This window comes from Chitinilyticum piscinae, assembly GCF_015223195.1.
GTDB lineage: Bacteria > Pseudomonadota > Gammaproteobacteria > Burkholderiales > Chitinibacteraceae > Chitinilyticum > Chitinilyticum piscinae.
This window is the reverse complement of the sequence record NZ_JADFUA010000005.1, coordinates 96,625-108,586: the sequence shown is the minus strand read 5'-3', so window position 1 is coordinate 108,586 and position 11,962 is coordinate 96,625. Positions and strand designations below refer to the sequence as shown.

Sequence of the window (11,962 nt, the reverse complement as noted above, 5' to 3'; positions counted from 1 at the left end):
ATGAGCGAACAAATCGATATTCTCGAAAATGACGATTTGCTGGAAATGGAGTCCGGCGAGGCAGAAGAAGAGAGCGATGCCGAGCTGGAGATGGAACAGGCGGAGGAGGTAGAGGTCTATGCGACCGAATCAACCGCCGATGTAACGCAGATTTATCTGAATGAAATCGGGCAGAGCCCTTTGCTCAAGCCTGATGAAGAACGCGAACTGTCACGACGTGTGGTGCAGGGTGATTTCCAGGCCCGCCAGAAGATGATCCAGCACAATTTGCGGCTTGTGGTGAACATCGCCAAGCACTACATCAATCGTGGCATGACCCTGCTGGATCTGATCGAGGAAGGCAATATCGGTTTGATGCATGCGCTGGAGAAGTTCGATCCGGAGCGTGGCTTCCGTTTTTCCACCTATGCCACCTGGTGGATCCGCCAGTCAATCGAGCGCGCGATCATGAACCAGTCGCGCACCATCCGCCTGCCGGTGCATGTGATCAAGGAACTGAATGTCTATCTGCGTGCGCAGCGGCACCTTGAATCGCAATTGGGACGCGATCCGACGGTCGAAGAAATTGCCGATCTGGTGGGCAAGCCGGTCGAGGATGTGCGCCGGGTGCTCGGCCTGAATGAGCGCGTGGCATCGCTGGATGCACCGCTTGATATCGATCCGATGCTGACCATCGGTGAATCGATTCCTGATGAGCAAAGCGAAGGCCCTGAAGAAACCCTGCAGAACTCCGAGGTAGAGCGCTATGTGCGCGAGTGGCTCAAGCAACTCAATGACAAGCAGCGCATGGTGATCGAGCGCCGCTATGGCCTGAATGGGTATGAGATCTGTACGCTGGAAGATCTGGCTGCGCATCTGAACCTCACGCGCGAACGCGTACGCCAGATCCAGATCGAGGCGCTGGAGCAGTTGCGCCGGATTCTGCGCCGCTACGGGGTTTCCCGCGACGTCGTGCTGTAAAGGGCAATTCTCACTGGGACAAACAGCCGCGAATGCGGCTGTTTTGTTTTATTTGCCCGGGAGGCTCTTCAAGTGGGTAGCCTGATCCCCTGTATCGGCGGCGAGCGGGTATAATCGCCGGTTATTTCTCTGCTGTCTTTTGGAAAGATTGGAGCTTTTGTGCGTGTTCTGCTGTGTCTGCTGGGCTTGTTATTGCTGTTGCCGGCTCGGGCCGCGCCGGTAAGCATTCCCGCAGGCAATATCGTTCTGAAGGGCGAATACTATCCGCCGGTTGGCCAGACGCATGTGCTTGCGCCTGCCATTGTGCTGCTGCATGGGTGTGGTGGCTTTTACGGGCGTGATGGCAAGGTGGGCGAGCGCTTTCTGCAGATGAAGGATCTGTTGCAGGAGTTGGGTTATGCGGTGCTGCTGCTGGATAGTTATTCGGCGCGCAAGGTTCGCAATGCGTGTACGGCAGCGGGCTCCCGCTCGGCACCTTCCAGCGGAATCCGTGCCAACGATGCGCAGCATGCTCTTTCGTGGCTGAATGCACGCCGCGAGGTCGATGGCAGCCGGCTTGGGGTGCTGGGCTGGGGACAGGGCGGTACGGTGGCCCTGAAACTGCTGGCGCGCACTAACCCGGGGCTCAAGGCTGCAGTGACGTTTGACGCCGATTGCGCCAGGGTGCGCGTTGGCCGGGATTATCAGGTTGGTGCGCCAACGCTGGTGCTGGTGTCCGATCAGCCGCGTCGCGCGAATGGCTTGAAGGCCTGCCGCAAGCTTGCGGAAATCACCCGGCAGGATCTCTTCCATGTGGTGCCAGTCGGTGATCGCGGGGCGATCTCGGCGCAGGCGGATCTGGCCAATGCCGCTGCCGCACCAGATGCCGGCAGCGATGCGTACCGCCGTACTTTCAAGTGGTTTTCCCGCTGGTTTGATCCTGCGCGCGGTATTGTCGGGGCTCCCCCGCGGCATGCGGCCGATTGAGGTATTGGTCTGTAAGTCAAGCGCTGTATGGTCTTGCGGATTAAGGGGGTGACTGTATCGCTGTATTAAGCGGTCGGACGCTCGCTGAAATCTTGCATACCTTCATAAAGCGCCTCGCAGACGCGGACCGAGCGGACCCGGGCCGGCGGTTCTCCGTGTTGCAGCCAACCCGTCAGTTGCGCCAGTTGGTATTCCGTTCCCTCTGCATGGACTTCCACGCTGCCATCCCGGCGATTGCGCACCCAGCCGGTGAGGCCGAGTGCCTGTGCCCTGATGCAGGTGTGATAGCGAAAACCAACGCCCTGGACGCGGCCTTCGATCCGGTAACGCAGCGCGTGCATGCGCAGTGCCTCAGCCAGCCAGCAGGCTGACGTGCTGCTCGCCCAGCCATTCGCGCAGACTGTCCAGCAGTTCGTCATGCAGCAGGATCTGCCAGTCGCTGGCCAGACGGATCTGACAGCGCGCACTGCTGGTGCTGAAGTCGATGACCACCGGGCAGCCGTAATCTTCGCTGCGATAGGGGGTGAGGAGTGTGCGCAGTCGCGCGGGGTCGGCCTGTTCGGGTGTGACCGCAAGTTGCAGGCCGCGGGTGAAGCGGCTGCGTGCTTCGGCAACATCAAAAATCCGCTCGGCGATCACGCGCACGCCGCCGTTGAAGCGATCTTCGCTGATCTTGCCCTCGATGACCAGCAGGGCGTCAGTACGCAGCTTGTTGCGATTGGCCTCGTAAGCTTCGCTGAAGACCGACACTTCCAGCTTGCCGTGTCCATCGTCGATCTGGACAAACGCCATGCGGCCGCGGTCGCCATCCTTGATGCGCAGCCCGCTGACAATGCCGGCGATGGTTTGCAGTTCCTTTTTGGGTTGCAGGCGATCAAGCCGGGTTTTCAGGAAGGGACGGATCACCTTGGCGTGCGCATCGAAAGGGTGGCCGGACAGGTAATAGCCGATCGCGGTCTTTTCCTCGGCCAGTTTGACTTTGTCATCCCAGCGCGGCACATCGATCATTTCAACTCCCGGTGTCGCCTCGGCCTCGAACATGTCGAACAGTGAGCCCTGGTTGCGGTTCGCGGCTTCGGTTTCCGCCAGTGACATGGCTTGTTCGACGTTGGCCAGCAGGCGCGCGCGGTGGTCGTCGATGCTGTCGAAGGCGCCGCCGCGGATCAGGGCCTCGATGACGCGCTTGTTGACTTCCTTTTTGTCGGTGCGACGGCAAAAGTCGTACAGATCCATGAATGGTCCGTTGGCTTCGCGCTCTTTCACGATCATCTCGATGGCGCCTTCGCCCACGCCCTTGATTGCACCGAGTGCATAGCGGATCTGGTTTTTCCCGACAGGCACAAAGCGGTAGAAACTCTGGTTGATGTCCGGTGGCAGCACATCCAGCTTGTTCTTTTCTACGCAGTCATCGTAGAAGACCTTGAGCTGGTCGGTGTTGTCCAGTTCGGAGGACATGGTGGCGGCCATGAAGGCGGCGGGATAATGCGCCTTCAGCCAGGCAGTGTGATAGCTGACCACCGCATAGGCGGCCGTGTGCGACTTGTTGAAGCCATACTCGGCGAATTTGGTCATCAGGTCGAACAGCATTTCGGCAAGCTGGGGGTCGTAGCCTTTTTTTGCTGCGCCTTCGGCAATGGTCGTGCGGTGCTTGGCCATTTCCTCGGGTTTTTTCTTGCCCATCGCACGACGCAGCATGTCGGCACCACCCAGCGTGTAGCCGCCGATGATCTGCGAGATCTGCATGACCTGTTCCTGATACACGATAACGCCGTAGGTCGGCTCCAGGCATTTTTCCAGATCGGGGTGGAAGTAATCGGGCTCTTCCAGGCCTTTCTTGCGGTTGATGAAGGTGTCGACCATCCCTGAGCCCAGCGGCCCGGGGCGGTAAAGTGCCAATACCGCGATGATGTCTTCGAAACGGTCGGGCTGCAGCTTTTCCAGCAGACGCTTCATGCCGTCCGATTCCACCTGGAAGACGCCGGTGGTATTGGCATCACGGAAGACCTGATACGCGGCCTGGTCTTCAAAGCCCAGACTCATCAGGTCGAGGTATTCTCCGGTGGCATCCTTGATGTATTGCAGTGCGAGCTCGATAATCGTCAGGTTTCTGAGGCCCAGAAAGTCGAACTTCACCAGCCCGATTTGTTCGACGTCATCCTTGTCGAGCATCGACACCGGCGAGGCGTCGGCGCCGCTGGCCTGATAGACCGGGCAGAAATCGGTGATCTTGCCCGGTGCAATCAGTACGCCTCCGGCGTGCATGCCGATGTTGCGCGTCATGCCTTCGAGCTTTTTGGCCAGCTCCCACAGCTGTTTGACTTCGTCTTCGTTGTCCACGCGCTGCTTCAGTTCCGGCACCATTTCATAGGCGTCATCGAGACTGAAGTGCTTGCCGGGCGCGGCCGGAATGAGTTTGGATAGTCCATCACAGAACATGTAGGGCAGATCGAGTACGCGGCCGACGTCGCGTACCACGGCCTTGGCGGCCATGGTACCAAAGGTGGCAATCTGGCTTACGGCCTCGGCGCCGTATTTTTCGCGTACGTATTCGATCACGCGCCAGCGGTTGTCCTGGCAGAAGTCGATGTCAAAGTCGGGCATCGAGACGCGTTCGGGATTCAGAAAGCGCTCGAACAGCAGGGCATACGCTGTCGGATCAATGTCGGTAATGCCCAGTGCGTAGGCCACCAGCGAGCCCGCGCCCGAGCCACGGCCCGGGCCGACCGGGCAGCCATTCTGTTTGCCCCAGACGATAAAGTCCGCAACGATGAGGAAGTAGCCCGGGAAGCCCATCTGGATGATGGTGTCGGTTTCGAACTTCAGCCGGTCCAGGTAGCGCGGGCGCTCGGCATTGCGCTTTTCCTCGTCCGGGTAGAGCTGGGCCAGGCGCATTTCCAGGCCTTCCTTGGCCAAGTGTACCAGGTAGTCGTCCAGCGTCATGCCGTCCGGGGTTGGAAATAGCGGCAGGAAGTTTTTGCCGAGCTGGACGGAAAGGTTGCAGCGCTGGGCGATGGTGACGGTATTGGCCAGCGCTTCCGGGATGTCGGCAAACAGCTCGGCCATCTGCTGCGGGTTTTTGAAATACTGTTCTTCGGTGAACAGTTTGGGGCGCCGTTTGTCCGCGAGTACGTAGCCCTGGGCGATGCAGCAGCGGGCTTCATGGGCCTTGAAGTCGTCCTGCTCCATGAATTGTATGGGGTGTGTGGCTACAACCGGTAAATTCATTTGGCTGGCGAGCCATAGGTGTCCTTGTATGCTGGCCTCGCATTCCGGCTTGCCACTGCGTTGCAACTCCAGATAGAAGGATCCGGGGAAGCGTTGCTCCCACCAGTGCGTGAGCTGCTCGGCCAGTTCGTCATTGCCAGCCAGCAATGCCAGCCCGATTTCTCCCTGATGGGCACCGGAGAGGCAGATCAGTCCGCTGTTGTCGCCTTCAAGCAGCCACTCCTTTTTCAGCTCGGCCTGCCCGCGGGTCTGGTTTTCCAGATAGGCACGTGTCAGCAGTTCGCACAGCCGGCCGTAACCGTTGCGATTCTTGCAGATCAGCTGGACACGGGTCGGGCTGTCGGGATCCTCCCCATTTTCGATCCAGGCATCGACGCCGACGATGGGTTTGATGCCGGCATTGCGGCAGGCCTTGTAGTGTTTGACCATTCCGAACAGGTTGGCCAGGTCGGCAACGCCCAGCGCGGGCATGCCCAGCGCCTTGGCGTGCGCGACGGCGTCATCAATACGCACGATGCCATCAGTGACGGAAAATTCGGAATGAAAGCGGAGGTGGATAAAGGCGGGTGTAGTCATCCGCGCATTTTACTGCCTTAGGCGTGCTTGTGCTTGTGCTGTGTGCGCGCCCGCATGCTGACAATTGCACAATTGTCGGCGTATAGTGAAGCTGAATGAATTGAGGCAGGAGGCTCGATATGGATGCAGGTCTGGTAAGTGCCGCCAGTGCGGCTGTGGCAAGCAATCCGGCGCCGCTGCTGATGTTGCGCAAGGCTCTGGATATCCAGGAGCAAACGGTCATGAGTCTGCTGGACGCGCTGCCGGCTCCGGCGGGCTCCGTCAATCCTCCCAATCTGGGGCAGAATGTTGATACGTTTGCCTGAGTGCCTGGTCAGTCAAGAAAAAAGGACTTCGCTTGGAAGTCCTTTTGCTTTTAGCCCGCCCGCTGCGCTTGCGGAGGGTGGAATGTCTCCAGCCACTTTTTCACGCGCTGTGCGTCGCCAATGCGCGACTGCTTGCCATCGGAATCCATCAAAACCATCACAACCGGTGCGCCATTGATGGTGGTCTGCATCACGAGGCAGCGGCCGGCTTCGCTGATGTAACCGGTTTTGGTTAGCGTGATTTCCCAGTCTTCCGATTTCACCAGAGGATTGGTGTTGCGGAAAGCCATCTCGCGGCCACTCAGATTGGAGGTCAGTACATATTCACTACTGGTGGAGAATTGCTGGATCGCGGGGTAGCGGGCTGCCGCCTTGACCATCAGCGCCAGGTCGCGTGGTGTCGATACGTTGCCCGGATTCAGGCCATTGCTGTCAAGAAAGCGGCTGTGTGTCATGCCCAGTTGCAGGGCTTTCTCGTTCATTTTCTGGATGAAGACCGCTTTGCCGCCGGGGTAGTAGCGGCCCAGTGCCGAGGCGGCGCGATTTTCTGAAGACATCAGCGCCAGAAGCAGCATTTCGCCGCGTGTGAGCTGGGTACCCACGCTCAGGCGGGAGGTGGTGTTTTTCAGCGTATCAATGTCGTCTTCATTGATGGTCAGCAATTCATTCAGCGGCAGATTTGCATCGAGAACCACCATCGCAGTCATGACTTTGGTGATCGACGCGATCGGGGTGGCCCGATCGGCATTTTTCTCATACATCACCTGACCGGTCAGGGCGTTGAGAACCAGCGCATTGGCCGAGCGTAGGCCCGGGCTGTCGATCGTGCTGGCTGCAGCAACTACCGGTGTGACGCTGACTTCGCGGCGGGCATTGGCTACGGCCTGCTGCTTGACCGAGGTTTTGCCGGTACTGGTCTTTGCGGATTTTCTGGACGGGCTAGTCTGGGTTTTGGCTTGTTTTTTCTCGACTTTTTTGGTCGATGACTTGGTGACCTTGCTGCCAGTCTGTGTGCTGCTGGCGGCGGAAGTGGCGGCAACGCCGACGGAGAGAAGGGCTGCGGTGAGATAGAGCAAGGCTTTGCGCATTGCCGACTCCAAAAAACAACGAGTATCAGTTGATACTGATTTTACGCAGAAAAAGCCGAAATGTCATGTTAAAACAAGGCGTATGCGAACATTTTGCAGACACAGCATTAAAATTTCCCATGACTTTCACGTAATTTGAATGACGGTAATGTTGCGTTGCACAATACTCTTGCTAGAATCAATTGCCACAACGCCTGTACCGGAGACCTGAACGTGCTGTCCAATCCTTCGATGGAATCGTTTTTCAAACAGCTGACCCTCGCCAACCAGCAATGGATGCAGGGCTGGATCAATGCCGCCAAAGTCCCGGATGCCCCTGCGCAGCCCGTGACGATGCTGCATGATCTCATCCAGCATTTTTCGCAGAATCATGGCCAGTGGCTTGAGCATCACACCAATTATTATCAGGAACACCTGAATCTGTGGCTGGGGCTGATCGGTGCCAAACCGGCGGCAGAAAAGCCTGCCAGTGAAAAAGGTGGGGATCGCCGTTTCAAGGCTCCGGAGTGGGAAACCCCGCTATTCGATTACATCAAACAGAATTACCTGATCACCAGCCGCTGGCTGGTGAACCTCGCTGACAGCAGCCATTCGGATGAAGCTACCCGTGAAAAGATCGCGTTTTTCACCCGGCAGTTTGTCGATGCCATCAGCCCTGCCAATTTCGCCCTGACCAACCCGGAAGTGCTGAAACTCGCCGTCGACACCAAGGGGGAAAGCCTGCAGGAGGGCATGAAAAAACTGCTGGCTGATATGGAGCGCGGCACGATTACCATGACCGACGAAAGCAAGTTCGAAGTCGGTGGCAATCTGGCAATCACTCCGGGTAGTGTCATTTTCGAAAATGAACTTTTCCAGTTGATCCAGTACACCCCGTCCACCGCCAAGGTCTACGACCGCCCCTTGCTGGTGGTGCCGCCTTGCGTGAACAAGTACTACATCATGGACCTGCAGCCGGAAAATTCGATGATGCGCTATATCGTCGAGCAGGGTTTCACGACCTTCCTGGTGTCCTGGAAATCGGTTACTCCGGAGCTGGGAAACCTGCAATGGGATGATTACATCGAGCGCGGCGTGCTCGAAGCCGGGCGAGTTGTGCGCGAGATTACCGCTCGCGAGAAAATGAATGTGCTGTCGTTCTGCATCGGTGGTGAAATCGTCACGACCAGCATTCCGGTCATGCAGGCGCGTGGCCTGGACTGGTTTGAATCGATCACCCTCATGACCGTCATGCTGGATCACACCGAGCCGGGGGATATCAAGCACTGCTTCGACTGGAATACCGTCATCCAGCGGGAAACGCAGGTGGCCCGTGGCGGCGTGGTCTCCGGCAAGGAGCTGGCGCGCACATTTGCCTCACTGCGCGCCAATGACCTGATCTGGAACTACGTGGTCAATAATTACTTGAAGGGTCAGACGCCGCCGCCTTTCGATCTGCTGTACTGGAACAACGACGGCGCCAATCTGGCACTGCCGATGCATACCTTCTTCCTGCGCAACATGTATCTGGAAAACAACCTCACCAAGCCGAATTCGTTCAGCCTGTGCGGTGTACCGATCGACCTGACCAAGGTCGATGTGCCGACCTATATCTTTGCCGCCCGCGAAGACCATATTGTTCCCTGGCAATCCGCCTACCGTACCACCGGCATTTTCAGCGGGCCGATCCGCTTCGTGCTGGGGGCATCCGGCCACATTGCCGGAGCCATCAACCCGGTCACCAGCAACAAGCGCAATTACTGGGTGAACGAGGCGCTGCCGGAGGAGGCCGAGGCCTGGCTGGAGGGGGCTGAATCCCGTCCCGGCAGCTGGTGGCAGGACTGGAGCCAGTGGCTTGGTAACCGTTCCGGCGAGCAGGTCGCTGCTCCGAAAAAACCGGGCAATGCCAAATACAAGGTCATCGAGCCCGCACCGGGTCGCTATGTGAAAGAGCGGATCTGATGCAGCGGGCAGGAGTTTTCTTGCCCGATTGATTGGAATTGTGGTGTAGTTGATTACCTAAAACTGACTCTGTTAACAAAACATAATCACATGGGAGTTTTACATGACTGACATCGTCATCGTTGCTGCGCAGCGCACCGCTCTGGGTAATTTCGGCGGCAGCCTCGCCAAGGTCTCTGCACCAGAGCTGGGTGCCATCATCATCCGTGATCTGCTGGCCAAAACCGGCGTGGCTCCGGAGGCCGTGAGCGAGGTTATTCTCGGCAACGTGCTGACGGCAGGCCTGGGGCAGAACCCGGCCCGTCAGGCTCTGCGCAAGGCAGGCATTCCGGATGCCGTACCGGCGCTGACCATCAATCAGGTCTGTGGCTCCGGACTCAAGGCGGTTGCGTTGGGCATGCAGTCCATCCTGAGTGGCGAGAACGAAATCGTGATTGCCGGCGGTCAGGAAAACATGAGCGCTTCTCCGCACATCCTGCCGGGCAGCCGTGACGGTTTCCGCATGGGCAATGCTTCGCTGGTGGACAGCATGGTGTACGACGGCCTGACCGACGTGTATCAGGGCTACCACATGGGCGTCACCGCCGAAAACATCGCCAAAAAGTACGGCATTACCCGCGAAGAACAGGATGCCCTGGCGCTGGCCAGCCAGCAGAAAGCGGCTGCCGCGCAAGCAGCAGGGCGCTTCGCAGCCGAAATCACGCCGGTCACCATCCCGCAAAAGAAGGGCGACCCGGTCGTGTTTGCCAATGACGAATTCATCAAGACCAATGCATCCGCTGACGGTCTGGCGAAGCTGCGTCCGGCCTTCGACAAGGAAGGTTCTGTGACCGCCGGCAACGCCTCGGGTATCAACGACGGCGCTGCCGCCGTGATGCTGATGACTGCCGAAAAGGCTGCCGCACTGGGCCTTAAGCCGCTGGCGACGATTCGCGCGGCGGCTTCCGCCGGTGTTGATCCGAGCATCATGGGCATGGGCCCGGTGCCGGCGACCAAGCGCGTGCTCGAGCGTGCCGGCTGGCAACTGGCCGATGTGGACCTGATCGAGGCCAACGAAGCCTTTGCCGCCCAGGCGCTGGGCGTGGCCCGCGAAATGCAGTGGGACATGGACAAGGTGAACGTGAATGGTGGCGCGATTGCGCTGGGCCACCCGATTGGTGCCTCCGGTTGTCGCGTGCTGGTCACCTTGCTGCACGAAATGGTGCGCCGTGATGCCAAGAAGGGCATTGCTACCCTGTGTATCGGTGGCGGGATGGGCGTTGCGCTGGCGGTCGAGCGCAACTAAGGCAGTTTGCCTCCCATGAAAAAACCCGCTGCTGCGGGTTTTTTCATGGGTATATTGCTACAGGCGTCAATTTGAAGAAGCTGTGAGCATATACCCAAGTTGTTGCTGTGCTGCGTGTCTTGAATTCAGCCCACTAGCGGGAAGTCGCCATACGGGCTCTTGACGCATTTGCTAGAATTGCTTTTTTGCCAACGCCGGACTGCCACTCATGCTGTCGCTCTACAACACGCTTACCCGTCAGAAAGAAGTCTTTACCCCGATCACTCCCGGACACGTAAACATGTACGTGTGCGGCATGACGGTGTACGACTACTGTCATATCGGGCATGCGCGCATGGTGGTGGTGTTCGACATGGTGGCGCGCTGGCTGCGCAGTTCGGGCTATCACGTGAACTACGTGCGCAACATCACGGACATCGACGACAAGATCATCAAGCGGGCCGTCGAAAACGGCGAGCCCATCCAGAACCTGACCGAGCGCTTCATTGCAGCGATGAATGAGGATTTTGCCGCACTCGGCGTCATCCGTCCCGATCATGAGCCCAAAGCGACCGAGCATGTCGGTGGCATGCAGGCCATTATTGGCAAACTGTTTGACAAGGGCATCGCCTACAGCGCGCCGAATGGCGACGTGTATTACTCGGTGAAGGATTTCGATGGCTACGGCAAGCTCTCGCGCAAGGATTTCGACGAACAGCGTGCGGGCGAGCGCGTCGAGGTCGATCCGAACAAGCGCGACCCGCGTGATTTCGTGCTGTGGAAGGCCGCAAAGGCCGATGAGCCGGCGGAGGTGAAATGGGATTCGCCCTGGGGCAAGGGGCGTCCGGGCTGGCATATCGAATGTTCGGCAATGAGCTGCCACCATCTGGGCGAGCATTTCGACATTCACGGTGGCGGCGAGGATTTGCAATTCCCGCACCATGAAAATGAAATCGCGCAAAGCGAAGGTGCGCACGGCCACCAGTATGTGAATTACTGGCTGCACAACGGCTTCATCAACGTCGACAACGAGAAGATGTCGAAGAGCCTGGGCAACTTCTTCATCATTCGTGACGTGCTGGCGAAATTCGATGCCGAAGTGCTGCGCTTCTTTATCCTGCGCGCACATTACCGCAGCCCGCTGAACTATAGCGACGTGCACCTGACGGATGCCAAGAATGCACTGACACGACTCTACACCACCCTGAATACCGTTGCGCCGGCTGACGTAGATATTGATTGGGCCGAACCGCATGCTGCACGCTTCAAGGCGGCGATGGACGATGATTTTGCCACTTCGGATGCAATGGCCGTGCTGTTCGATCTGGCCAGCGAGGCCAATCGCCACGCAGGCACCGAGCAGGGCGCACAACTGGCGGGTGAACTGAAAACTCTGGCCGGGATTCTCGGTTTGCTGCAGCGCGAACCGCAAGCCTTCCTGCAGGCCGGTGCAGGCGGAGAAGGCGAATGGAGCGCCGAGCGCATCGAGGCTGCCATCGTCGCGCGGCGCGACGCGCGGGCCGCGAAGAACTGGGCCGAAGGCGACCGTATCCGTGACGAGCTGGCCGCGGCCGGCATCGTGCTGGAAGACAAGGCGGGCGTGACGACCTGGCGACGTGCCTAATTATTATTTACTA

General features: G+C 58.5%; 9 protein-coding genes. 6 read left to right on the top strand and 3 right to left on the bottom strand.

The window, feature by feature from the left end; translation table 11 throughout:
- Together rpoS and INR99_RS09960 are read left to right on the top strand one after the other, a co-directional pair.
- Positions 1 to 960, top strand: coding sequence for an RNA polymerase sigma factor RpoS (gene rpoS, locus INR99_RS09965; protein WP_194116204.1), 960 nt, complete (start codon positions 1 to 3; stop codon positions 958 to 960).
- Positions 961 to 1,119: 159 nt separating this feature from the next.
- Positions 1,120 to 1,926: a dienelactone hydrolase family protein gene (locus INR99_RS09960; protein WP_194116203.1), complete on the top strand. Its 807-nt coding sequence runs from the start codon at positions 1,120 to 1,122 to the stop codon at positions 1,924 to 1,926.
- Positions 1,927 to 1,991: 65 nt separating this feature from the next.
- On the opposite strand, the gene INR99_RS09955 is transcribed toward INR99_RS09960, so the two are convergent.
- Positions 1,992 to 2,267, bottom strand: a complete 276-nt coding sequence (locus INR99_RS09955) for an acylphosphatase (protein WP_194116202.1) — start codon at positions 2,265 to 2,267, stop codon at positions 1,992 to 1,994.
- 10 nt (positions 2,268 to 2,277) lie between these two features.
- Positions 2,278 to 5,727: a DNA polymerase III subunit alpha gene (gene dnaE, locus INR99_RS09950; protein ID WP_194116201.1), complete on the bottom strand. Its 3,450-nt coding sequence runs from the start codon at positions 5,725 to 5,727 to the stop codon at positions 2,278 to 2,280.
- Between the two features lie 119 nt (positions 5,728 to 5,846).
- Here dnaE and INR99_RS09945 point away from each other — a divergent pair, with 119 nt between their 5' ends.
- Entirely contained in the window at positions 5,847 to 6,032 is a 186-nt protein-coding gene (locus INR99_RS09945) for a YjfB family protein (RefSeq protein WP_194116200.1), read from the top strand.
- Positions 6,033 to 6,082: 50 nt separating this feature from the next.
- Here INR99_RS09945 and pbpG read toward each other — a convergent pair whose 3' ends face one another.
- Positions 6,083 to 7,120: a D-alanyl-D-alanine endopeptidase gene (gene pbpG, locus INR99_RS09940; protein WP_194116199.1), complete on the bottom strand. Its 1,038-nt coding sequence runs from the start codon at positions 7,118 to 7,120 to the stop codon at positions 6,083 to 6,085.
- Positions 7,121 to 7,333: 213 nt separating this feature from the next.
- Here pbpG and INR99_RS09935 point away from each other — a divergent pair, with 213 nt between their 5' ends.
- The 3 genes from INR99_RS09935 (at position 7,334) to cysS (ending at position 11,949) form a co-directional block, all read left to right on the top strand.
- Entirely contained in the window at positions 7,334 to 9,061 is a 1,728-nt protein-coding gene (locus INR99_RS09935; RefSeq protein WP_308431474.1) for a PHA/PHB synthase family protein, read from the top strand.
- A 103-nt stretch (positions 9,062 to 9,164) separates the two neighbouring features.
- Positions 9,165 to 10,346 carry an acetyl-CoA C-acetyltransferase gene (locus INR99_RS09930; RefSeq protein WP_194116198.1) on the top strand — a complete coding sequence of 394 codons (1,182 nt, stop codon included), beginning with the start codon at positions 9,165 to 9,167 and terminating at the stop codon, positions 10,344 to 10,346.
- A 208-nt stretch (positions 10,347 to 10,554) separates the two neighbouring features.
- Positions 10,555 to 11,949, top strand: a complete 1,395-nt coding sequence (cysS, locus tag INR99_RS09925; RefSeq protein ID WP_194116197.1) for a cysteine--tRNA ligase — start codon at positions 10,555 to 10,557, stop codon at positions 11,947 to 11,949.
- Positions 11,950 to 11,962: the final 13 nt, after the last annotated feature.